Source organism: Kitasatospora sp. NPDC004615 (assembly GCF_042873545.1).
Classification (GTDB): Bacteria; Actinomycetota; Actinomycetes; order Streptomycetales; family Streptomycetaceae; genus Kitasatospora.
In genome coordinates, this window is the sequence record NZ_JBIALQ010000001.1 from 379,102 (window position 1) to 401,180 (window position 22,079).

General features: G+C 73.0%; 21 protein-coding genes. 12 read left to right on the forward strand and 9 right to left on the reverse strand.

What is annotated here, in order from left to right:
• Positions 1 to 445: 445 nt before the first annotated feature.
• Positions 446 to 2,365: a glycoside hydrolase family 6 protein gene (locus ACFYS8_RS01740; RefSeq protein ID WP_387636787.1), complete on the reverse strand. Its 1,920-nt coding sequence runs from the start codon at positions 2,363 to 2,365 to the stop codon at positions 446 to 448.
• 402 nt (positions 2,366 to 2,767) lie between these two features.
• Between ACFYS8_RS01740 and ACFYS8_RS01745 the strand changes: the two genes are divergently transcribed.
• From ACFYS8_RS01745 to ACFYS8_RS01785, 9 genes are all read left to right on the forward strand, one after another.
• Positions 2,768 to 3,943 carry a winged helix DNA-binding domain-containing protein gene (locus tag ACFYS8_RS01745; protein ID WP_387634257.1) on the forward strand — a complete coding sequence of 392 codons (1,176 nt, stop codon included), beginning with the start codon at positions 2,768 to 2,770 and terminating at the stop codon, positions 3,941 to 3,943.
• 5 nt (positions 3,944 to 3,948) lie between these two features.
• Entirely contained in the window at positions 3,949 to 4,245 is a 297-nt protein-coding gene (locus ACFYS8_RS01750; protein WP_387634260.1) for a hypothetical protein, read from the forward strand.
• 117 nt (positions 4,246 to 4,362) lie between these two features.
• Positions 4,363 to 5,421 (forward strand): S-adenosylmethionine:tRNA ribosyltransferase-isomerase, encoded by a 1,059-nt coding sequence (locus ACFYS8_RS01755; RefSeq protein WP_387634263.1) that lies wholly within the window; start codon positions 4,363 to 4,365, stop codon positions 5,419 to 5,421.
• A 102-nt stretch (positions 5,422 to 5,523) separates the two neighbouring features.
• Entirely contained in the window at positions 5,524 to 6,555 is a 1,032-nt protein-coding gene (locus tag ACFYS8_RS01760; RefSeq protein WP_387634266.1) for an aminotransferase class I/II-fold pyridoxal phosphate-dependent enzyme, read from the forward strand.
• Positions 6,556 to 6,688: 133 nt separating this feature from the next.
• On the forward strand, positions 6,689 to 7,963 hold the full coding sequence (gene egtA, locus ACFYS8_RS01765) for an ergothioneine biosynthesis glutamate--cysteine ligase EgtA (RefSeq protein ID WP_387634269.1): 1,275 nt from the start codon (positions 6,689 to 6,691) through the stop codon (positions 7,961 to 7,963).
• Positions 7,957 to 9,285, forward strand: a complete 1,329-nt coding sequence (gene egtB / locus ACFYS8_RS01770) for an ergothioneine biosynthesis protein EgtB (protein WP_387634271.1) — start codon at positions 7,957 to 7,959, stop codon at positions 9,283 to 9,285. The genes egtA and egtB overlap by 7 nt, the downstream gene beginning before the upstream one ends.
• The gene (gene egtC, locus ACFYS8_RS01775; RefSeq protein ID WP_387634274.1) at positions 9,285 to 10,097 is read left to right on the forward strand and encodes an ergothioneine biosynthesis protein EgtC; all 813 of its coding nucleotides are present in this window, start codon (positions 9,285 to 9,287) and stop codon (positions 10,095 to 10,097) included. Before egtB ends, egtC begins: the two co-directional genes overlap by 1 nt.
• Positions 10,094 to 11,077 (forward strand): L-histidine N(alpha)-methyltransferase, encoded by a 984-nt coding sequence (gene egtD / locus ACFYS8_RS01780; RefSeq protein ID WP_387634277.1) that lies wholly within the window; start codon positions 10,094 to 10,096, stop codon positions 11,075 to 11,077. The genes egtC and egtD overlap by 4 nt, the downstream gene beginning before the upstream one ends.
• 79 nt (positions 11,078 to 11,156) lie before the next feature.
• On the forward strand, positions 11,157 to 12,344 hold the full coding sequence (locus ACFYS8_RS01785) for an aminoglycoside phosphotransferase family protein (protein WP_387634280.1): 1,188 nt from the start codon (positions 11,157 to 11,159) through the stop codon (positions 12,342 to 12,344).
• 83 nt (positions 12,345 to 12,427) lie between these two features.
• On the opposite strand, the gene ACFYS8_RS01790 is transcribed toward ACFYS8_RS01785, so the two are convergent.
• From ACFYS8_RS01790 to ACFYS8_RS01815, 6 genes are all read right to left on the reverse strand, one after another.
• Complete coding sequence (locus ACFYS8_RS01790) at positions 12,428 to 12,967, reverse strand: DUF3592 domain-containing protein (RefSeq protein ID WP_387634283.1); 540 nt, start codon at positions 12,965 to 12,967, stop codon at positions 12,428 to 12,430.
• A 103-nt stretch (positions 12,968 to 13,070) separates the two neighbouring features.
• Positions 13,071 to 13,493: a hypothetical protein gene (locus tag ACFYS8_RS01795; RefSeq protein WP_387634286.1), complete on the reverse strand. Its 423-nt coding sequence runs from the start codon at positions 13,491 to 13,493 to the stop codon at positions 13,071 to 13,073.
• 81 nt (positions 13,494 to 13,574) lie between these two features.
• Positions 13,575 to 14,057, reverse strand: a complete 483-nt coding sequence (locus ACFYS8_RS01800; RefSeq protein ID WP_387634289.1) for a DUF3592 domain-containing protein — start codon at positions 14,055 to 14,057, stop codon at positions 13,575 to 13,577.
• A gap of 165 nt (positions 14,058 to 14,222) precedes the next feature.
• Positions 14,223 to 14,954 carry an MIP family channel protein gene (locus ACFYS8_RS01805; RefSeq protein WP_387634292.1) on the reverse strand — a complete coding sequence of 244 codons (732 nt, stop codon included), beginning with the start codon at positions 14,952 to 14,954 and terminating at the stop codon, positions 14,223 to 14,225.
• A gap of 378 nt (positions 14,955 to 15,332) precedes the next feature.
• The gene (locus ACFYS8_RS01810) at positions 15,333 to 15,593 is read right to left on the reverse strand and encodes a hypothetical protein (RefSeq protein WP_387634295.1); all 261 of its coding nucleotides are present in this window, start codon (positions 15,591 to 15,593) and stop codon (positions 15,333 to 15,335) included.
• 23 nt (positions 15,594 to 15,616) lie between these two features.
• A complete protein-coding gene (locus tag ACFYS8_RS01815) occupies positions 15,617 to 16,246 on the reverse strand; it encodes a TetR/AcrR family transcriptional regulator (protein WP_387636790.1) in 630 nt (209 codons plus the stop codon).
• A 180-nt stretch (positions 16,247 to 16,426) separates the two neighbouring features.
• On the opposite strand from ACFYS8_RS01815, the gene ACFYS8_RS01820 reads away from it, so the two are divergent.
• The 3 genes from ACFYS8_RS01820 (at position 16,427) to fabG (ending at position 19,684) form a co-directional block, all read left to right on the forward strand.
• Entirely contained in the window at positions 16,427 to 17,611 is a 1,185-nt protein-coding gene (locus tag ACFYS8_RS01820) for an acyl-CoA dehydrogenase family protein (RefSeq protein ID WP_387634298.1), read from the forward strand.
• Between the two features lie 89 nt (positions 17,612 to 17,700).
• Positions 17,701 to 18,888: a thiolase family protein gene (locus tag ACFYS8_RS01825; RefSeq protein ID WP_387636792.1), complete on the forward strand. Its 1,188-nt coding sequence runs from the start codon at positions 17,701 to 17,703 to the stop codon at positions 18,886 to 18,888.
• A 37-nt stretch (positions 18,889 to 18,925) separates the two neighbouring features.
• Positions 18,926 to 19,684 (forward strand): 3-oxoacyl-ACP reductase FabG, encoded by a 759-nt coding sequence (gene fabG, locus ACFYS8_RS01830; protein WP_387634301.1) that lies wholly within the window; start codon positions 18,926 to 18,928, stop codon positions 19,682 to 19,684.
• A 47-nt stretch (positions 19,685 to 19,731) separates the two neighbouring features.
• Here fabG and ACFYS8_RS01835 read toward each other — a convergent pair whose 3' ends face one another.
• Both ACFYS8_RS01835 and ACFYS8_RS01840 read right to left on the reverse strand, forming a co-directional pair.
• A complete protein-coding gene (locus ACFYS8_RS01835; RefSeq protein ID WP_387634304.1) occupies positions 19,732 to 20,028 on the reverse strand; it encodes a muconolactone Delta-isomerase family protein in 297 nt (98 codons plus the stop codon).
• 111 nt (positions 20,029 to 20,139) lie between these two features.
• Positions 20,140 to 21,771: an ABC-F family ATP-binding cassette domain-containing protein gene (locus ACFYS8_RS01840; protein WP_387634307.1), complete on the reverse strand. Its 1,632-nt coding sequence runs from the start codon at positions 21,769 to 21,771 to the stop codon at positions 20,140 to 20,142.
• Positions 21,772 to 22,079 lie beyond the last annotated feature (308 nt).

A 22,079-nucleotide genomic window follows, 5' to 3' on the forward strand; every position in this document is an offset into this window, starting at 1 on the left:
GTGGACGGCGCCAGGGCTGCGCGGGGCGCGAGAAGAGCGGCGTCGTCCGACCGGGCGTAGCGATCACCGCTGACCGCAGGCCATCGACGGCGACCGGTCCCGGCCACGAGGCCGCCGCCTGCCGGCGCGGTCTGCGGGTGGACGGCGCCAGGGCTGCGCGGGGCGCGAGAAGAGCGGCGTCGTCCGACCGGGCGTAGCGATCACCGCTGACCGCAGGCCATCGACGGCGACCGATCCGGCCACGAGACTGCCGCCTGCCGACGGGACCTGCGGGTGGACGGCGCCAGGGCTGCGCGGGGCGCGAGAAGAGCGGCGTCGTCCGACCGGGCGTAGTCATCACCGCTGGCCGCAGGGCATCGACGGCGGCCCAGCGCACCGTGCACCGGAACCGCCGCCCGCCCGCAGGGTTCGCGGGTGGGTGGCGGCGGGGTGGTGCGGGGCGGTGTCAGCTGGTGGCGGTGCAGGTGAGGGTGGGTGTGGCGTTGCTGCCGGAGTAGTTGGCGCCGAAGCCGAACGCGGTGCTGGCACCGGCTGCGACGGTGCCGTTGTAGGCGAGGTTGGTCACGGTGACGGCCGGGCCGGACTGGGCGAGCTGGCCGTTCCACAGGTTGGTGATCTGCTGGTTGCCGCCGAAGTTCCAGGTGACCTTCCAGGTCTTGATCGCCGCGCTGCCGGCGGTAACGGTGACGTCGGCGTTGAAGCCGGCGCCCCAGTCGTTGGTGACCTTGTAGCTGGCCGTGCAGCCGGCGCCGGTGCCGCCGCCGGAGGCCTGGGTGGTGGCGACGAGTGCCGCGGAGGACGCGGAGACGTTGCCCGCGGCGTCGCGCGCCTTGACGGTGTACGAGTACGCGGTCGAGGCGGTCAGGCCAGTTTCGGTGTAGGAGGTGCCGGCGGTGGACCCGATCAGAACACCACCGCGATAAACGTCGTAGCCGGTGACGCCGACGTTGTCGGTGGCGGCGTTCCAGGTCAGCGAGACGCTGCCGGCGGTGGTGGTGGCGGTCAGGCCGGTGGGGGCGGTCGGCGGGGTGGTGTCGCCGGTGGACGGGCCGAGCGCGGGGTAGGCGTTCTTCAGCAGTTCCTGGAACTGCGCGGAGAACCAGTGGCCGGCCAACGGGGCGCCCGGCAGCGCGCCCGACATGTTGTTGTTGTTGCGCGGGTTGCCGGTGTACGTGGGGTCGCACATCCGGTCGAAGCCCTTGCCCTCGTTGTTCGGGATCGCCGAGCTCGCGCCGTCCGACTCGCCGGGCGGCTTGACCCACACGTACGCGGCGATGCCGTCCTCGGGGGCGGCCTTGGGGCGTTCGCCGAGGCCCGCGCCGGACTGGTTGCACCAGTTGCCGGTCTGGAAGCGGCGGTCGATGCGGCCGCCGTCGACGTACGCGTCGACGCTGGTCGTCGGGCCCGGTCCGGCCGGTCGGCTGCTGCCGCCCCAGCCGTTGCGCGAGGTGTCGATCAGCATGCCGACGTTCGCGTTGAAGCCGGACGCGACCGCCTTGGCCCGGAACGCCTTGGCGTAGGTCGCCTCATCGACGTAGTTGTTCCAGTCCACCCACTTCGACTGGCGCACCGAGGTGCCGTTCACCGAGTCGCCGACGGTGAAGTTGGGTTCGTGCAGCGCCGAGTAGTTGGCGGTGTTGGTGATGAAGCCCTGGACGTTGTTGACGGTCGAGCCGGACGCGGTGGCGGCCTGCTTGATGACGTCGATGGCGGGTTGCAGGTTGGAGTCCCAGCCGAGCCAGCCGTGGTGGCCGGCGTCCACGTAGTTGTAGACGTTCGGAATGGCGCCGAGCTTGGCGAGCGCGTAGCCGACGCCGTTCACGTAGTTGCCGTTGGCCTTCATGGTGTCGCAGGCGGGGGTGGCGGTGGCGGTGCCGCCGGCGTTGGTGACCAGGTTGGGGAGCGAGTCGATCTCGACGGTGGTGACGATCCGCAGGTTCGCGTAGGCCGGGTCGGCCAGGATGGCGGCGATCGGGTCGATGAACTCGCTCTTGTAGCGCGGCAGTTCGGTGGGGCCGAGTTCGCCGTTCGAGGCCAGGGCGGAGCAGTCGCGGCCCGGCAGGTCGTAGATGACGACCTGGAACACGTACGGCTTGCCCGCGGCCTGCTGCACGGCGGCGTTCAGGTGGTCGCGCAGGCCCATCACACCGTTGCCGCCGGCGATGGCCGCGATGCGGTCCATCCAGACGGCGGTGGGCTGGGTGGAGATGGCGGAGCCGCCCGGTTCGGCGGCGGCGTGGGCGGACCACTCGGGGTTCAGGTACACCCCGGCGCCGACGAACGGGTTGTCCACGCGGGCGGTCGCCGCGGCGTGGGCGGCGGGGGTCGCGGCGGCGATCGGCAGTGCGGTCGCGGCGCTGAGCACCGCGGCCGCTGCCGCCGCCCGAAGACGGCGCGTCAGGTTGGCCGACACAGTCACGGGGAGTCCTTTCGGGTGGGGGACGGACTCGGCGTGAGACACCCCCAACTGGTGGGAGCGCTCCCATACTTGGCCCGGACGGGATCGAACTCGGCCCGGGAACAACCGATATGAAGCCATGGCCTCCTGGTGTCGTCAAGGAGTTGCACAGAAACCATGGGAGCGCTCCCGCAGCGACGGCCGGACCCCCGCGAGGGGACGCGCACTTCACCACCTCGCCGCCCCACCGGCCCCACCCCGGGAGCTGGCCGGTCCACCCGGACGAAACTTTCACGGCACGCGTTGCGGAGGTGAGGTCGCCGCGCACCGTGGCAGGCTGAGGACGACCCGGAGTCCGAGGAGGAACGCGTGCCCGCCCGACCGCAGTTCGACGACGACCAGCGCCGCGCCCGGCTGGCCCGGCGGCACCACCTCGCCCCGGACGCCCGGGCGGACCGGGCCGAGCAGGTGGTGGACGACCTGGTCGCCGTGCACGCCACCGATCCCGCCACGGTGTTCCTCGCCGTCGCGGCCCGGCTCGCCACGCCCGGCATCTCCGACACCGAACGGGCCCTCTACCGGGACGGCACCGTGCTGCGCCAACACGGCATGCGCAGCACGCTGTTCGCGATCCCCGCCGCGCTCGCCCCGACCGTGTACACCTCCACCACCGCGAAGCTGGTGGCCCGCGAACGCGCCCGCCTGCTCAAGGACTTCGCCGCCTCCGGCCGCGACGCCGACTGGACGGCCGGCGTGGAGTCCGCCGTCCAAGACGCCCTCGCAGACTCCGAACTGACGGGCAGTCAAATCGGCGAGCTGGTACCGCAGTTGCGGGAGAAGATCGAGTACGGTGCGGGCACCTCGTACCACGCCGAGCAGTCGGTCGGGATGCGCCTGCTGCGGCTGCTCGGCATGGAGGGCAGCATGGTTCGTCGCCGCCCGGTGGGCAGTTGGACCAGCAGCCAGCACCGCTGGGCGCCGGGCCCGCCGGCCCCGGCCGCGCCGTCGGCGGCCGAACGGGCGGAGGCGCAGCGGGAGTTGGCGCGTCGCTGGCTGGACCGGTACGGCCCGGCGACGGAGGACGATCTGGTGTGGTGGACGGGCTGGGGTGTCCGCGAGGTGCGGGCGGCGCTGGCCGGCTGCGCGGCCGTCGAGGTGGAACTCGCGGGCGGCGCAACCGGGTTCGTGCTTCCCGGCGATCTCGACCCGGTCGCGGAGCCGGGCCCGTGGGCGGCGTTGCTGCCGGCCCTGGATCCGACCGCGATGAACGGGAAGCACCGCGACTGGTACCTGCTTTCCGGCCACCGTCCGCAGCTGGTCGACCGCTCGGGCAACATCGGCCCGACGGTGTGGTGGAACGGCCGGGTGGTCGGCGGCTGGGCCCAACGGCCGGACGGCGAGGTGGTGTTCGAGCTCCTGGAGGATGCCGGCCGGGAGGCGGACGCCGCCATCGCGGCGCGGGCCACCGAACTGCGCGCGGTGCTCGGCGACGCCCGGGTCACGCCGCGTTTCCGCACCCCGCTGGAGCGCCGCCTCACCTCCTGAGGCGTTTGGTCCTCACGGGCTCGCTGAACAACCTCTCCCTGCGGCTGGCGGACGTTCAGCGCCACGACGAGGCGCTGGCCGTCACACGGGAAGTGGTGGACTTCCTCCGTCGGCTGGCGGCCGACGCGCCCGCCCGCCAGGAGGCCGAGGCGCTCTACCGCTCTCTCGTCGCCGCCCGGCCCTCGCTGATCCCGGAGCTCAACGCCGTGCTGGGCGTGCGAGCGAAGGCGCTCGACGTGATGGGACGCCGACAGGAGGCCGCGGAGGCGCGCCGCCGGAAGGTGCCGGACTCGTCCCGCTGAGCGTGCGGGTGGTCCGAACGGCAGGCACGAGGTGCGGCTGCCACACCGCTCGGGTCCACTCGTCGATATCGGCGAACCACCGGTCGCCGGCCATGCGAACCGAGAGGATGGCGGACGATGCGGACCGAGGAATTCGAATTCGACCACAACGCGAAGGACATGCCGACCGACCCCGTCGAACTGCGCGGCCGGAGCCGCGAGAACGGAAAGATGGTGGTGCTCGACCGGTCCGGAGGAACGATCGAGCACACCGAATTCCCCTCCATTCTCGATCACCTCCAGGTCGGCGATCTGCTGGTGCTGAACGACAGCTACATGCTGTCGAACACGCTGGCATTCCGGCACGACGGCAAGGCAGTGGACGTCATCGTGTACGGCCACGAGCCGGACGGCGCGAACATCGTGAGGATCGACGCCCGGAAGAAACTCGAACCCGGCCTCACTCTGACATCCGTGGACGACCCCGAACTGAAATGTATTCTGGTCGGGCCGCAGCCCGACCGGCTCTGGAAAGTGACGTTCGAACCCGCCGGGCGACTGGTGCCCGCGCTCGATCGGCACGGGCGGCGCAGCGACGAGACCGTCCCGCTCGATCCGGCGAACTGGCGGTCGGCGCGCGGGGCGTACCGCTCGGTCTACGCCAGGACGCCGGGTTCGCTGGAGATCCCGTCGGCGGGCCTGCATTTCTCGCGGGAGCTGCTGGAGCGCATTTCCGACAAGGGGGTCGAGATCGCTTACATCACGCTGCATGTGGGCGCGACCGAGATCCTCGCGGTGCGGCATATCAGTGCGGACGAGGTCGAGGATCACAAGGTGCGGTCCGAGTATTTCGAGGTCGGGAAGAAGGCGGCCGCGCAGATCGGTCGGGCGATGGCCGAGGGGCGGCGGATTGTCGCGGTCGGCACGACGGTGATGCGAACGCTCGAATCGCTGAAGACCGGGGACGGGGCCGGAGTCGAGCCGCAGAAGGGGTGGACGGATCTCTACATCTATCCGGGGTTCCAGTTCCGGATCGTGAATGCGCTGGTGACCAATCTGCACCGGCCGCGTTCCAGTCACATTGTGCTCACGGCGGCGTTCGGCGGAAAGGATCTCGTGATGCGGTCCTATGCGGAGATCCTCGACAAGGGCGGGTACGAGTTCGACATGTTCGGTGATTGCATGCTCATTCTCTAGCTGCGGGGAGTGGTCGTGGGCGGTGCGTTTTCGCGGGACGGAACGGGGAGTGCGAAGTGGGCGCGGGCGGGCGCGGGGCGGATCGCGATGGGGGTCGCGGACATGGATCTGCCGGGGCCGCCGGCGGTGGGGGCGGCGTTGCGGGTGCGGGCGGGGCATCCGGCGTTCGGGTATCCGGTGGCGGAGGAGGCGGACCGGGTGCTGGTGGCGCGCTGGTACCGGCGGCGGCACGGGGTGGAGGTGCCGCCGGAGTGGGTGATGCTGCTGCCGTTCGGGCCGGGTACGGCGGTGCGGTTGCTGCTGGAGGCGGCGCGTCCGCTGTCCGGTCCGGCGGTGTGTGTGACGCCGGAGTGGAACGGGTTGGCGCGGGCGTGCCGGGCGGCGGGGGTGCCGGTGCGGGAGGTACCGCTGGTCCATGCCCCGGACCAACGGGAAAACGCTTTCCGGTTGCCACTCGGGGGGATCGCCGCCGCCCGCCCCGGCATGGTGCTGCTGAGCAGTCCGAACAATCCGACGGGCCTGCTCTGGCCGGCCGGCGACATCCTGGCGCTGGCCCGGACGGCGGCGCCGGGGCTGCTGGTGTCGGACGAGGTGCACGGGGATCTGCGGCATCCGGACGCAGGTGTGCCGCACCCGGTGGCGGTGGCGGTGACGGACGGCGCGCCGAACGTGGTGACGCTGAACTCGGTCGGCAAGACCTTCAACCTGTCGGGGGTGCCGAGCTGTCTCGCGCTGGTGCCGGATCCGGCGCTCCGGGCGCGGCTGGCGGAGGTGATGGCGGGGTTCGGCCTGTGGGAGGGCGGTCTGCTGGGCGCGCTGGTGCAGCGGGCGGCCCTCGCGGAGGGTGAGGAGTGGCTGGCGGGGCTGCTGACACGGTTGGTGACGGCCCGGGAGTCGGCGACGGCGGCGCTGGGCGGCGCGGTACTGGCCCGTCCACAGGCGTCGTTCCTGCTCTGGCTGGACGGATCGGGCCTCGGAACCAGGGAAGAGCTGCTCACACAGCGTCATGTCGAACTGGCGAGCGGGTTTGACTTCGGTCCGGCCGGTTCCGGCTGCCTGCGGCTGAATTTCGCCCTGCCGCCGGACCGGCTCCGCACCGCCCTCACCCGCTTGACCTGCGCGACTACGAGCTGACGGGCGTCGAGGTTTGCCCCGGGGCAGACTGAGCAGGAACAACCGGGCCCTAGTCACGTACCGAGGGATGGTGAGTCCGGTGACAGTTGTACGCCCACCACAGGCCGATCTACCGGCCGATTCGACACAGAGCGTGACCCCGCCGACGGAGTTGACCGAGGCGTCGGCCGAACGACACCTGGGCGCCATCTGCTTCAAGATCGGGCCGCCGGCGCTGGTCGGGGTGGAGGCGGAGTGGTTCGTCCATGACGGCCGATGTCCGACCGCCCCGGTGGATCCCGCCCGGGTGGCGGCCGCGCTGGCGGTGCTGCCCGGTTCGGCCGACGGCCCGGTGTTCCCGGCCGGCTCCCGGCTGACGTACGAACCCGGCGGGCAGGTCGAGCTCAGCTCCCCGCCCGCCGCCGACCCGGCCGCCTGCGCGGCGGGTCTGAGCACCGACCAGACGGTACTGCGGGCGGCACTCGCCGCCGAGGGCCTGCGGCTGACGGGCACCGGCACCGATCCGCTGGACCGCGAGCGCCGGATGCTGGCCACCCACCCGCGATACCGGGCGATGGAACGCCACTTCGCCCGCGGCGGCCCGTGGGGCCGGATCATGATGACGGGCACCGCCTCCGTGCAGGTCTGCGTGGACGCGGGCACCGAGGCGACGCACCTCGACCGCTGGCGCCTGGCGCATCAGCTGGGGCCCGTGCTGGTCGGCGCGTTCGCCAACTCCCCGCTGCTGGAAGGCCGTCCGACGGGCTGGAAGTCGACCCGGCAGCTGGTCTGGTCGCGGATGGACCCCTCCCGCACGCTGGCCCCGCCGCCGCTGGCCGACCCGCGCGAGGCATGGACCCGGTACGTGCTGGACGCCGCGGTGCTGTGCGTGCGACGCCCGGAGGGCCTGCCGTGGGACGCGCCGGCGGGGCTGACGTTCCGCGACTGGCTGCGCGGCGGCGGCGAACGCGGCGCCGTGCTGGCCGACCTGGACTACCACCGCACCACGCTGTTCCCGCCGGTCCGCCCGCGCGGCCACCTGGAACTGCGGATGATCGACGCCCAGCCCGGCGAGGGCTGGCGGGTGCCGCTGGCACTGGTGTCCGCGCTGATGGACGACCCGCAGGCCGCCGACGAGGCCCGGTCCGCGCTGGAACGCCTCGGCCACGCGGGCTCACGCGCGCCCCGTTCGGGCCTGTGGCGGCGCGCCGCCGCGCTCGGCATGGCCGACGCCGAACTGCGCCGGGCCGCCCTGGCCTGCTTCTCCGCCGCCGAGCGGGCGCTCGCCCGCCGCGACGGCCAACTCCGGCCCGCACTGCTGGAGTTCGCCGAACGCTATCCGGCCCGGGGCCGCTGCCCCGCCGACGACCAGTTGGCCGCGCTGCGCACCGGCGCCGCGCCCGCGCTGCAGGAGGACACCCCGTGCTGAACGCCGACCGCACCGACCCCGCCGTGCTGCGCGAGCTGATCGCCACCGAACTGCTGGCCGCCCGGGAACGCACCGGGCTGCTCACCGGCGCCGTCGAGGACGCCGAACTCGTCGCCCAGCACTCGCCGTTGATGTCGCCGCTGGTGTGGGACCTGGCGCACATCGGCAACCAGGAGGAGCTGTGGCTGCTGCGCAACGTCGGCGGCCGCGACCCGATGCATCCGGAGATCGACCCGCTGTACGACGCGTTCGAGCACCCGCGCGCCGAGCGCCCCAGCCTGCCGCTGCTGCCGCCCGACCAGGCCCGCGCGTACGCGTACGAGGTGCGCGGCCGGGTGCTGGACCTGCTGGCCGCCTCGCCGCTGGAGGGGGCGCCGCTGCTGGACGCCGGGTTCGCGTTCGGGATGATCGCGCAGCACGAGCAGCAGCACGACGAGACGATGCTGATCACCCACCAGCTGCGCAAGGGCCCGGCGGTGCTGGACGCCCCGCCGCCGCCCGCCGCCGAGGACACCCTGGCGCCCGAAGTGCTCGTCCCGGCAGGCCCGTTCACCATGGGTACCGACACCGAGCCGTGGGCGCTCGACAACGAACGCCCGGCGCACCTGGTGGACCTGCCGGCGTTCTGGCTGGACACCGCACCGGTCACCAACGCCGCCTACCAGGCGTTCATCGCCGACGGCGGCTACCGCGACCCACGCTGGTGGACGCCGGCCGGCTGGGAGCACCGGATGGCCGCCGACCTGACGGCTCCGCTGTTCTGGACCCAGCGGGACGGGCAGTGGCTGCGCCGCCGCTTCGGGCACGTCGAGCCGGTTCCGCCGAACGAGCCGGTGCTGCACGTCAGTTGGTACGAGGCCGACGCGTACGCCCGGTGGGCGGGGCGGCGGCTGCCGACCGAGGCGGAGTGGGAGAAGGCGGCCCGGCACGACCCGGTGACCGGCCGCTCCCGGCGCTTCCCGTGGGGCGACGACCCGCCCGGCCCGGAGCACGCCAACCTCGGCCAGCGCCACCTGCGCCCGGCCCCGGCCGGCGCCTACCCGCAGGGCGCATCGCCGTACGGGGCGCGGCAGTTGATCGGTGACGTGTGGGAGTGGACGGCCAGCGATTTCACCGCCTACCCGGGCTTCCGGGCGTGGCCGTACCGGGAGTACTCGGAGGTGTTCTTCGGGCCCGAGTACAAGGTGCTGCGCGGCGGCTCGTTCGCGGTCGCGCCGGTCGCCTGCCGGGGCACCTTCCGCAACTGGGACTACCCGATCCGGCGGCAGATCTTCTCCGGCTTCCGCACCGCCCGCGACGCCGAGGGCCGGGGTGAGGCCTGATGTGCCGTCACTTCGCTTATCTGGGAAGGCCGGTGGCGCTGCGCACGGTCCTTCTGGATCCGCCGTTCGGCCTGCTGCGGCAGTCCTGGTCGCCCCGGTTGCAGCGCTTCGGCAACGTCAACGTGGACGGCTACGGGGTGGGCTGGTACGCCGAGGGCGACGAGCGGCCGGCCCGCTACCGGCGGGAGGGGCCGATCTGGGCGGACGGCGATCTCGCGGACCTGGCCCGGGTGGTGCGCTCGCACGCGATACTCGGCGCGGTCCGCTCGGCGACCCCGGGCTGCGCGCCGGGCCCGCAGGCGGCGGCCCCGTTCGCCGCCGGGCGCTGGCTGTTCAGCCACAACGGGGCGCTGCCGGGTTGGCCGGGCGCGTTCGAGCCGCTGGCCGAACTGCTGCCCACCGCCGAGCTGTTGGAGCTGGAGGCGCGCACCGATTCGGCGCTGCTGTGGGCGGTGGTGCTGAACCGGCTGCGCGCGGGCGTCGAGTTGGGCAAGGCGCTCGCCGAAGTGTGCCTGGCCGCGTCCGAGTTGGCCGATGCCCGGATCAACCTGCTGGCCACCGACGGCAGTTCGCTGGCCGCGACCGCCTGGGGCGACACGCTGTTCCAGCGCCGGGACGCGGACGGCTCGCTGCTGGTGGCCTCCGAGCCGTTCGACGACGGGCCGGGCTGGTCCGAAGTCCCCGACCGTTCCCTGCTGGTGGCCGACGCGGCCGGCAGCGCGCTCATCCCGCTGGTGGCCCACCCGGCCGGCAGCGCGCTCACCCCGCCGGCCCCGACCGGGCCGCGAAGCCGAGAGGACGCAACGCTGTGACCGGATACCGGCTGACCCGGCTGCTGCCCGCCGACCACCTGCACCACGCGCTGCGCGCGGACGTCCGCGCCGGCCTGGCCGGGAAACCGAAACGGCTGCCGCCGAAGTGGTTCTACGACGCCCGCGGCTCCGAGCTGTTCGAGGAGATCACCCGGCTGCCCGAGTACTACCCGACCCGGGCGGAGCGGGAGATCCTGACGGCGCGGGCCGGGGAGATCGCGGCCGCGACCGGGGCCCGCACCCTGGTCGAGCTCGGCTCGGGCTCCTCGGAGAAGACCCGGCTGCTGCTGGACGCGCTGCGCGCGCACGGCACGCTGGAGCGGTACGTGCCGGTCGATGTCAGCGAGAGTGCGCTGGAGTCGGCGGCGAAGTCGCTGATCGCCGATTACCCGGGGCTCGAAGTCTCGGCGGTGCTCTCGGACTTCACCACCGGCCTCGGCCTGCCGGAGGAGGGCGGCGGCCCCCGGCTGGTGGTGTTCCTCGGCGGCACACTGGGCAACCTGGTGCCGGCCGAGCGGGCCGGATTCCTGTCCGGCCTGCGGGCCCAACTGCTGCCGGGCGACGCCCTGTTGCTGGGAACGGACCTGGTGAAGGACCCGGCGGTGCTGGTCGCCGCGTACGACGACGCGGCGGGCGTGACGGCCGAGTTCAACCGGAACCTGCTGACGGTGCTGAACCGCGAGCTGGACGCGGACTTCGACCCGGCGCAGTTCGCGCACGTCGCGCTCTGGGACGCCGAGCAGGAGTGGATCGAGATGCGGCTGCGCTCGCTGCGGTCGCAGAGCGTGAAGATCACGGAACTGGGTCTCGCGGTGCACTTCGAGGAGGGCGAGGAGCTGCACACCGAGGTGTCGGCGAAGTTCCGGCGCGAGCGGGTGGAGCGTGAACTGTTCGCCGCCGGACTGCGGTTGAGCGACTGGTGGACGGACTCCGAGGAGCGCTTCGGGCTGTCGCTGTCACGGCCGATGACGGACGCGTAGGGGCCTACCGCGGCCACCGGGCCCGCCCGCCGGCGGTAATTCGCTGGCGGGCGGGCCTTCACGCCCGGACAATGCCCGGGTGCAGAACACTGAACAGCGGACGGCGACCGTCCTGATCGCATGGCAGGGTGAACTCCTCGGCGCGGTGGGGCCTTTCACGGCTTCCTCGCCCTACTGGGCGCAGATCGGCGAGGTGGTGCAGGCGGCGTCGGAGGCGGCCGGGGTCCCGGTGGCGCTGCTGCGGATGCTCTCCGTGGACGGCGGCGAGACCGGCTGCGCCGGCGACGTGGTGTACCTGGCACAGGCCCTGGAGCGTCCGTCCCGGCCGCTGGCGGCCGCCCCCGCCGAAGACCTCGACGAGCAGCCGCTGCGGCTGCCGTGGGCGTCGGCGGACGGCCTGGCCGCCGAATGGGCCTGGGCGGACGACGAGTTGGCGGCCCTCGGCCGGCCTCGGACCGGCCCCGTGGAGCAGCTGCGCAGCTGGAACCTGTCGGCGCTGTCGCGCTTCCCGACCGGCACGGGCGCGGCCTGGCTGAAGAGCACCCCGCCGTTCGCGGTGGCCGAGGCCGAGGTGATCGCCCGGGTCGCGAAGGCGGATCCGGAGCTGGTGCCGCGGGTGCTGGCGGCGGACGGCCGCCGGATGCTGATGGACGACGTGCCGGGCGTGGACTGCTGGGGGCTGCCGGAGGACGGCATGCTGAGCGTGGTCGACCGGTGGGCGTCCGTGCAGGCGGCCGTCGCGGAGGACGGGCCGGGCGGCTTGACGGACCGTTCACCTGCGGCGCTGGCCGCGCTGTTCCCCGCCCTGCTGGAGCGGCTGCGCCCCGAACTCACCGCCGAGGAGTACGACCGGGCGCTCGCGCTGGGCGACCGGCTGCCCGCTCTGGTCGACGAACTCGCGGACTGCGGGCTCCCGTTGACGCTGGTGCACGGCGACTGCCACCCGGGCAACTGGCGCTGGGACGGCCGGCGCGGAGTGGTGCTCGACTTCTCCGACGCGGTGTGGAGCCACCCGGCCCTCGACGGCCTGCGCCCGGCCCCGTTCCTCTCCCCCGAACGCGGCGCCACCGTCCGCGACCGCTGGGCCGCCGCCTGGCAGTCCCTCGTCCCGGACAGCGACCCGCTGCGCGCCCTGAAACCGGCCGCCCCGCTGATGCACCTCCACTTCGCGGTGCGCTACCAGGAGTTCCTGGACGGCATCGAGCCCAGCGAGCGCCCATACCACACGGGCGACCCGGTGGCCTCGCTGCGCCGCGCCCTGCGGTAGCCGCTTCCCCGCCCCGCCGGGAGCCGTACGGCCCGGCGCGGCGGGAGCCCGTACGGCCCGGCGCGGCGGGCGCGGGCGGATCGCTACGGCCAGTTGCTGCCCGGGGTGGGGGTGGGCAGGTCGGTCGGCATCTGCGAGGCGAAGACGGACATGCCGATGGCCGCGACGGCGAATACCAGGCCGGCCACGGCGAAGAACGAGCCGATCGCGAGAACGACGACGTGTCCGGGGTGGCGGCCGGAGCCGGGGGCGTCGGCGGGGATGGCCTCCTGGGGGTGAGCGGGGAGGTACCGAACGGTGACGCGGTCACCGACGATCCGGGGGATGCCGGTGGTGTCCCTGAGGCGGATGTCCCGGCCGTCGGCGGTGCGGAAGCCGAGGATGACGTAGCGGCTGGTGCGGATGGTGACCGAGTCCGCGACGCGGTCCTGCGTCAGGTAGGCGTCCAGCACCTCGGCCTCGGCGACGAGTCCCTCGGTACGGACGCGGTCGCGGCGGCGGAAGCGCCGCAGGGCGAAGACGACGCCGCTGACGCCGAGGCCGGAGATCAGCAGGCCGACCAGGGCCATCAGGCCCGTGATCAGGCCGAAGACCGTGGTGAAAGTGTCTACTGCGTCGTTCATTGGTCCCCCCGACAGTGGTGCAAGTGCGCCGAACAATAGGGGTCGGCCGGCGCACCCGGCAAGGGGTGTTCTCCCGGTCCCGGGACCGGGAGATCGGGCCAGGTCAGAGCCAGGCTTCCGGGTCGGTGGGCCCGGTCGGCGGGTCGGCGCGGATCGCGCGGACGCCGACCGCGGTGACGAGGAGGCCGACCCCGGCGAAGAGGACCGGGAAAACGAGCGTGGACCAGGAGAGTTGTTCGGGAAGCAGCGCGTGGCCCGGGCGGACCAGAGCGGTGACGGTGTCACCGGGCACCAGGTGGTCGGGGGCGGTGCGGATGTCGTCGACCGGAACAGGCTCCGGTATGCCGAGGATGATCTCGAAGGCATTGGTGCCGCCCGGCTTGTAGTGGGCGCTCAGGACCGTCGCCTGGACCCGCGGTGCGCCGGCGAAGTCGCAGCGGGCCTGAATGTTCAACCAGCCGAGGAAGACTCCGACAAGGAGGAGGAGCGGGCCGACCAGGACGCCAAGCTTCTTGCCGCGACCCATGGTGACGTCCCCCCTCGGTGCGGCTCCCGCGAACGAGTTGATCATGGCAGGTGGGACGCACGCGGGGAAGGGCCGGGCAGCTCAGGGCGACCAGACGCCCGGGGTGGGCGGGTCGGACGGCATGTGGGCGAGGGTGATGACCAGTCCGATGATGCCGCCCACGGTCAGCAGGATGCTCATCACGATGCCGAAGGTGTCCTGCACGGCGCTGCGGTCGACGGCCACGGCCCGGTCCGGGCGCTCCGGCAGGTAGCGGACCGCGACCCGGTCGCCGACGGCGCGTCGATGGCCGTCCCTCTCGTCCACCCGGACCTCGCTGCCGTCCGGCGTGCGGAACCCGAGGATGGTGTGGCGCGTGGTGGTGGTGCTGCGGTTCTCGCCCACGCCGCCGGCGCTTTCGGAGGTGAAGACCACCAGGACGACCGCTTCGGCGAGCAGGCCCTCGGCCAGGGTGCGCCGTGCGCGATCGGCCTGCCAGGCGGTGCCGATGCCCGCCGCGACCCCCGTCGCCACGACGAAGAGGGAGAACACGATTCCCGCGACAGTCGGCCCGTAGTCCGTCATTCCGATTCCCCCCATCGGTCGCGGCGGTCCGCGTGAAGGAACGGTGCTCCCCGTCCCGACAAGCGTCAACTCACCTGCCGATAACGGTTTGTGACGCCCGATCGACACAGCGGCGGCCGGGACCGTGGTGTCGGTCCCGGCCGCCGCTCGGCCGTTGTGCGGGAACTACACCCGCGCGTCGGTGGCCGGGGCTTCCGCCACCGGGAGGTTCGGCTGCGGGTGGGTCAGCAGGTGGACGCCCGCCGCCAGTGCGCCACCGACCAGCGGGGCGAGCAGGAACAGCCACAGCTGGGAGAGCGCGTCGCCGCCCGCGAACAGCGCCGGGCCGAGGCTGCGCGCCGGGTTGACCGAGGTGCCGGTGAGCGGGATGCCGACCAGGTGGACGACCGCCAGGGCGATGCCGATCGGCAGGCCGTCGAAGCCGACGGCGGCCAGTCGGTGGGTGACCGACAGCACGACGTACACCAGCAGGAAGGTGAGGACGATCTCGGTGAGGAACGCGCCGCCGGCGTTGATGTGCACCTGGGAGCGCTCGCCCCAGCCGTTGGTGCCGAGCTTGCCGTGCGTCTCCAGCCCCGGCACCTGCTTGGCCAGCAGCAGGACGAGCGCCGCGCCGGCGATGCCGCCGAGCACCTGCGCGATCCAGTACGACACCGCGGTGCGCCCGTCGATCCGGCGGGCCAGCAGGAAGCCGAGCGTCACCGCCGGGTTCACGTGGCAGCCGGATATCGGTCCGAGCGCGTACGCCAGGGCGAGCAGCACGAAGCCGAAGGCGAGCGCGATGCCGACCGTTCCGATCGCGTCCCCCGCGAGCACCGCCGCGCCCACCGCCAGCAGAACCAGCAGCAGCGTCCCGAGGAACTCGCCGATCACCGCCCGCCTGTCCGTTCCACCCATGCGCCTGGTCCTCCTGACCGTCAGGGCAGGCGGATTGGGGCCGCCCACGTCCGGCCGACGCTGGTCGACCGTTCGGGCGAGCGCATGTCGGCCGGACGGCGCAGCGCCGTGTTCACGGCGCGTCCGCCTGCCGAATTGCTCCGAACGGATGAAACCGTACGGAAACGGAGAGCTCAATGCAAAACGGAAGTAAAACGGACAGACGCGGACAGGACGGGCGGCGAACGGCTGTCGGAACGTCAAACCGTCGGCCCGAAGAGCCCCGAACGGCATCCACGGCACGTCCCACGGGGATGCCCGGTCGGGCCCGGTCCGCGGAGTGCGGTCGCGCAGGTCGCGGGTGGCGTCCGCCACGGCGCGCCAGGAGCCGTCCGCCGGTCAGTTGATGTCGAGGACGGTGCTGACGGTGGCGGCGGCGGCGATCAGGCCGACCAGTCCGAAGAGGACGAGGGCCACGACGCAGACGACGAAACCGATGGCGCTGCCGGAGCGGTCGGTGTCGGCGGGAAGGGCCTCTGGGTGCTCGGGCAGGTAACGGACAGTGACGCGGGAGCCGACGAGCCCGGGAACGCCGGAGGAGCCCGCGGTCGCGCGCGGAGGAGCGGCGCGCCCGTGTCCGCTCAGCGCCAACGGACCCACCGACAACTATCCATGACGGTTCGTCAGTTCATCATTCGGTAGCGGAGTTCGAGCCCGTCGAGCAGTGCTTCGAGGCCGGTTTCGAAGGCGCCTTCGTCGATGGTGCGCCGGTGTTCGGCGAGGCGGTGGGCGTCGGCGAGGTGGGGGTACTCGGCGGTGTAGAGGGCGGCGTCCTCGGGGAAGCCGGCGGCGAACGAGCCGAGGGCCGAGCCGGTGATGAAGTAGCGCATCAGGGCGCCGATCCGGGTGGCCTGGCCGCGGGGCCAGCCGGCGTCGACCAGGCAGCCGAAGACGGCGTCGGCGAGGCGCAGCGCGTTGGGGCGGCGGCCGGGGCCCTGGGCGAGGACGGGGACGAGGTGGGGGTGGGCGGCCAGGGCGGCGCGGTAGGAGCGGGCCCAGTCGCGCAGGGCGGTGCGCCAGTCGGGCGGCGCGTCGAACATGGTGAGGTCGACCTCGCCGATGACACTGTCGACCACGGCGTCGAGGAGTTCGTCCTTGGTGGCGAAGTGGTTGTAGAGGGACGGTCCGCTGACGGAGAGTTCGGCGGCCAGGCGGCGGGTGGAGAGGGCGGGCAGTCCCTCGGTGTCGACCAGGGTGAGTGCGGCGGCGACGATCCGGTCCCGGCTGAGCAGGGGGGTGCGCGGGCGGGCGATCGTGGCCTCCTCGGGTCGCGGGCCGTCGGGGCCTGTCCGGCTCCGGAACCGCCCCATTGTCGCAGGCGCCCCCTTCCGTGCGGGGCGGGGGCGGGCTACAGTCACCGTAAAACTTGCACCGCTAGTTTATTCGGGGCGCCGGAGTGCCGCCGTCGGAATGTCGAGTCGAGGGGTCGCCGCGTGGACCTGGAGCTGACCGAGGAGCAGGCCGCCGTCCGGGAGTTGGCGGCGGGGTTCACCGACCGGGAGATCGTGCCGTTCGCCACCGGGTGGGACCGGGCGGAGTCGATCGATCTGGGGATCGTCAAGAAGCTCGGTGAGCTGGGGTTCCTGGGTCTCACCGTGCCCGAGGAGTACGGCGGCAGCGGCGGTGATCATCTGGCGTACTGCCTGGTGCTGGAGGAGCTGGGGCGCGGCGACTCCTCGGTGCGCGGGGTGGTGTCGGTCTCGCTGGGGCTGGTCGGCAAGTCGATCAACGCGTTCGGCACCGAGGAGCAGAAGCGGCAGTGGCTGCCCCGGCTGTGTTCGGGCGAGGCGCTGGCGTGTTTCGCGCTGACGGAGCCCGGTACCGGTTCGGACGCGGCGAACCTGACGACGCGGGCGGTGCGGGACGCTGGGGGCACCACCCGCTTGAGCGCAGCGAAAAGTGGGGGAGATTGGCTGATCTCCGGCGCGAAGATGTTCATCACCAACGGAACGTGGGCCGAGGTGGCGCTGGTGTTCGCCCGTACGGGTGAGCCCGGCCACCGGGGGGTGAGCGCTTTCCTGGTGCCGACGGACTCCCCCGGGTTCACCCGCACGCTGATCCACGGCAAGCTGGGGCTGCGCGGCCAGGCCACCGCCGAGTTGCACCTCGATGCCGTCCGGGTGCCCGACAGCGCACGGCTGGGCGAGGAGGGCAAGGGCTTCACGGTGGCGATGGCGGCGCTCGCCAAGGGCCGGATGTCGGTGGCGGCGGGCTGCGTCGGCATCGCGCAGGCGTCGCTGGACGCGGCGGTGCGCTACGCCGGCGAGCGCGAGCAGTTCGGAAAGTCCATCGCGCACCACCAGTTGGTGCAGGAGCTGCTGGCCGACATCGCGGTGGACGTGGCCGCGGCCCGGATGCTGACCTGGCGGGTCGCCGACCTGATCGACCGCCGGCTTCCCTTCGCCACGGAGTCCTCGGTCGCCAAGCTGTTCGCCAGCGAGGCGGCGGTGCGCTGCGCGAACAACGCGCTGCAGGTGTTCGGCGGGTACGGCTTCACAGACGAGTACCCGGTCGGCAAGTATCTGCGCGACGCCCGCGTGATGACGCTGTACGAGGGCACCAGCCAGATCCACAAGCTGCTCATCGGGCGTTCCCTGACCGGGGTCAACGCCTTCTGACTCCCACCGGGGTCAGCGCCTTCTGACGCCGGCCGCCCACCGGGCGGGACCGGCCCATCGGTAACCACGTGGAACAGGAGCTCGACGAAGTGCTTCCGGTCTTCATCGCCGCCGCCCGCCGCACCCCGATCGGTCGGCTGCGCGGCGCGCTGTCCAGCGTCCGGCCCGACGACCTGTCGGCGGCCGTGCTGCGCGGGCTGCTCGCCCAGGTGCCTGGGCTCGACCCGGCGCGGATCGACGACGTGTACTGGGGCGCCGCCAACCAGGCCGGCGAGGACAACCGCAACCTGGCCCGGATGGCGGTGCTGCTGGCGGGGCTGCCCGATTCGGTGCCGGGTGCGACCGTCAACCGGCTGTGCGCGTCCGGGATGGAGGCCGTCACCATGGCGGCCCGGGCGATCGGCTCCGGCGAGGCGGACGTGGTGGTGGCGGGCGGCTGCGAGTCGATGAGCCGCGCCCCGTTCGTACTGCCCCGCCCGGACGAGGCGCTGCCGCACCGGATGGAGACCTTCGACACCCGGCTCGGCTGGCGGCTCACCAACCCCCGGATGCGTGAGCTGCACGGCGTGCTGTCGATGGGCGAGACCGCCGAGGAGGTCGCGGGGCGTTACGGCATCAGCCGCGAGGCGCAGGACGCGTTCGCCCTGCGCAGCCACCAACTGGCCGCGCAGGCACGGGAGTCGGGCCACTTCGACGCCGAGCTGCTGGCCATCGAACGCCCGGACGGGGTGCGGGTGGAGCGCGACGAGTCGATCCGGCCCGACACGACGGCGGAGAAGCTGGCCGCGCTGAAGCCGGTGTTCCGGGCGGGCGGCAGCGTCACCGCGGGCAACGCCTCGCCGATGAACGACGGCGCGGCGGCACTGCTGCTGGTGAGCGAACGAGCGCTGGCGGAACTGGAGTTGGAGCCGCTGGGCCGGTACGTGGCGGGCGCGTCGATGGGCGTGCACCCGGACGTGATGGGCATCGGGCCGGTCCCGGCGACCCGGCGGGCGCTGGAGCGCGGCGGCTGGAAGCTGCAGGACGTGGAGACCGCCGAGTTCAACGAGGCGTTCGCGGCCCAAGCGCTGGCGTCCGTCGGCGAGTTGGGCATCGACCCGGAGCTGGTGAACCCGTCCGGCGGGGCGATCGCGCTCGGCCACCCGCTGGGCTGTTCGGGTGCCCGGATCCTCACCACCCTGCTGCACCGGATGCGCCGCACCGGCGCCCGGCGCGGCCTGGCGACGATGTGCGTGGGCGTCGGCCAGGGCTCCGCGGTGCTGGTCGAGCGGGACTGACTCTCTTTATCTGGCGATGCATCGGAAAGGTGTGGCTGTGGGCAAGTTCGACGGCAAGGTGGCGGTGGTGACCGGCGCCGCGCAGGGCATCGGGGCGGCGACGGCGCGGAAGCTGGCCGAGGAGGGCGCGGCGGTGGCCGTGGTCGACCTGACGGCGGAGCGCGCCGAATCCACCGTGAAGGAGATCCTCGCGGCGGGCGGCACGGCGCGCGGGTTCGGCTGCGACGTGGCCGACTACGAGGCGGTGGAGGCGGTGTTCGCCGCCGTGGTCGAGGAGTTGGGAGTGGTTCACATCCTGGTGAACAACGCCGGGATCACCCGCGACAACCTGTTCTTCAAGATGCCGAAGAGCGACTGGGACGCGGTGCTGACGGTCAACCTGACCAGCGCCTACAACTGTTCGCACGTCGCGCAGCGGTACTTCGTGAAGCAGAAGTACGGCAAGATCGTGTCGCTGAGTTCGCGTTCGGCGCTCGGCAACCGCGGTCAGGCGAACTACGCGGCGGCGAAGGCCGGCATCCAGGGGCTGACGGCGACGCTGGCGATCGAGTTGGGCCCGTTCAACGTGAATGTGAACGCGGTGGCGCCCGGGTACATCGCGACGTCGATGACGGCGGCGACGGCGGAGCGGGTCGGGGCGACGCCGGAGGAGCACCAGGCGGAGGTCGCGCAGCGCACCCCGCTGCGGCGGGTGGGTCTGCCGGAGGAGGTCGCTTCGGTGGTGGCGTTCCTGGCGAGCGAGGACGCGTCGTACGTGAGCGGGCAGACGCTGTACGTCAACGGCGGCGCGCGGTAGTACGGCCGGGGCGGGGCCGCTGCTTCCGGCAGTGGCCCCGTCTCTCGCTAACGACTTCCGGCACCCGGGTCGTTGGGGTGCGGCTCCAGCGGGGTGACGACGGCCGTCATCCACGGCCACATCGGCAGCGTGCCGAGTACGTCCGTGCGCAGCCGGGCCTCGTCCTCGGCGCGCCAGATGCCGACGCTGCGCTTCTCGCCGACCGGCCGCCACAACCTGAACAGCCGCCCGGTGGCGGCGAGTTCACCGGCGCGCTCGTGTTCGGCGGCGCGGCGCCGGTCGACCTCCTCGGCGGGGACGTCCGGGGGGACGGCGGTGGTGATCTCGACCAGGAACTCCTGCATGGTCCTGCTCCGTCTCTCCGGTCTCCCGGGTGCCGGCGGCGCGGGGGTGGCGCCGTTCGGCGTCCATCGTCGGCCCGGGGGCCGGTCGTCGCGGCGACCGACACCCGGCCGTCAGCGGTTCATGCCGAGGGCGAGTTCGCGGCCCTGCCAGCGGCGGCGCAGCCAGCGGTCGTGGCCGGCCACCACGATCGCGCCCGGGCCCTTGCCGCCCATGGCCTCCTCCAGTTCGTCGCAGAGGAGTGGTGAGAGGTGGTTGGTGGGTTCGTCGAGCAGCAGCAGGTGCGGCGGGCGGGCCACCAGGAGGGCGAGGGCGAGGCGGCGGCGCTGGCCGACGGACAGGGCGCCGACGGGGCGGTCGAGGTCGGCGGCGGCCAGCAGGCCGAGCGAGGAGAGCGGGACGCGTTCGGCGTGGTCGGGGCCGACGGTCAGCTCGTAGGTGTCGGCGGCGGTGCGCTCGGGGCGGGCGAAGGTGGTGTCCTGGGTGAGCAGGCCCACGGTCAGCCCGGGGCGCCGGTGCACCTCGCCGGTGGCGTCGAGGCGGCCGGCCAGGACGGCGAGCAGGGTGGACTTGCCCGTGCCGTTGGGGCCGGTGATCAGCAGGCGTTCGTCCGTGGCGATCTCCAGTTCGTCCAGGGTGAGCCTTCCCGGGATGTGGATCCGGTGCAGCGTCACCAGCGGATCGGGGTTCTCCTCCTCCGGGCCGGTGGTGAGGTTCTGCGGGGCGAAGCGCAGGGGGACGGGCGGTTCGGCGACCTGGCGGCGTTCCAGGTCGGCGAGTCGGCCGGCGGCGTCGCGGACCCGGCGGGAGATCTGTTGCTGCACCCGGCCCGCGCGGTGGCCGTAGCCCATTTTCTCGTTGTCGGTGGGGCCGCGGTCCGGGGCGAGGCGGTGTGAGGTGACTCCCGCGGAGCGTCGCAGTTCCGCCAACTCCCGTTGCTCGGCGGCGTACTGGCGCTCCCAGCGATGCCGGCCGGCTCGCTTGGAGCCCAGATAGGCGCGGTAGCCGCCGCCGAAGCGGACCGGGCCGTCGGTGGCCGGGTCGAGATCGATCAGGTCGGTGCAGACGGCGTCGAGGAACGCCCGGTCGTGGCTGGCGACGACCACCGTGCCGGGCAGAGCACGGAGTTGGTCCTCCAGGAAGGCGGCGGCGTCGTCGTCGAGGTGGTTGGTGGGCTCGTCGAGCAGGACGGCCGAAGGGCGGCGGACCAGCAGGGCGGCCAGGGCGAGGCGGCCGCGCTGCCCGCCGGAGAGCGAGCCGAGGGTGCGCCGGTGTGCGACGGCGGCGAGGCCGAGGCCGTCGAGCAGCAGGGCGGCGCGGCGGTCGGCGTCCCAGGCCTCGCGATGCTGAGTCTGTTCCAGCCGGGTGCCGTATGCGGCCAGCAGGGCGGCCTGGCGCGGGTCGCCGTCGGGGAGTTCGGCGAGTTCGCTGCCAAGACGGTCGAGTTCGGCGAGGTCGGTGCGGGCCTCGCGCAGCGCGTCGTCCAGGACGGCGGCGACGGTGGTGGCGGCGTCGAACGGCATTTCCTGGTGCAGGAATCCGAGGTCGGCGGGGCGGGTGACGCTCCCGGCGTCGGGTTCGTCCGCGCCGGCCAGCACCCTCAGCAGGGTGGACTTGCCGCAGCCGTTCTCCCCGATCAGGCCGAAGCGGCGGCCGGGGGCGGCGGTCAGGGACAGTCCGTCGAGGATCCGGCGGCCGCCGAGGATGCGGACCAAGTCGTGTGCGATCAGGGCGGGTTGGGGCATGGGGGAACTCCGGTTCGGTCTGTGGCGGCCCGTCCGGACGCGAGTCTCCGGCCGACGGGCGGACGGGCGGACGGGCGCGCAGAGCAAGTCACGGACGAGCAGCGAAGGTTGAAGGCGTCACCGACCTGCGGCGGAATCCCACGGCCGACGGGCACCCAGGCCAAGTCAGCGGCCGGCACGGCAGGTTGGGAGACGGCGCGACCGGCCTCGAGCGATGGGCCGTGGCCGGCGCACCTACCCTCAGGCAGACGGGACGCCGAGCACGCGAACCAAGTCACGTGCGCGCGCGGCAGGTTGGGGCCGAAGAA

What these genes read in the sequence shown, in the direction of transcription:
- ACFYS8_RS01755 (WP_387634263.1), top strand. Translation starts at nt 4,363, where the DNA reads ATGCGGACCGAGGAATTCGAATTCGACCACAACGCGAAGGACATGCCG.
- ACFYS8_RS01760 (WP_387634266.1), top strand. Translation starts at nt 5,524, where the DNA reads ATGGATCTGCCGGGGCCGCCGGCGGTGGGGGCGGCGTTGCGGGTGCGG.
- egtC (WP_387634274.1), top strand. Translation starts at nt 9,285, where the DNA reads ATGTGCCGTCACTTCGCTTATCTGGGAAGGCCGGTGGCGCTGCGCACG.
- ACFYS8_RS01790 (WP_387634283.1), bottom strand. Translation starts at nt 12,967, where the DNA reads ATGAACGACGCAGTAGACACTTTCACCACGGTCTTCGGCCTGATCACG.
- ACFYS8_RS01795 (WP_387634286.1), bottom strand. Translation starts at nt 13,493, where the DNA reads ATGGGTCGCGGCAAGAAGCTTGGCGTCCTGGTCGGCCCGCTCCTCCTC.
- ACFYS8_RS01800 (WP_387634289.1), bottom strand. Translation starts at nt 14,057, where the DNA reads ATGACGGACTACGGGCCGACTGTCGCGGGAATCGTGTTCTCCCTCTTC.
- ACFYS8_RS01805 (WP_387634292.1), bottom strand. Translation starts at nt 14,954, where the DNA reads ATGGGTGGAACGGACAGGCGGGCGGTGATCGGCGAGTTCCTCGGGACG.
- ACFYS8_RS01835 (WP_387634304.1), bottom strand. Translation starts at nt 20,028, where the DNA reads ATGCAGGAGTTCCTGGTCGAGATCACCACCGCCGTCCCCCCGGACGTC.
- ACFYS8_RS01840 (WP_387634307.1), bottom strand. Translation starts at nt 21,771, where the DNA reads ATGCCCCAACCCGCCCTGATCGCACACGACTTGGTCCGCATCCTCGGC.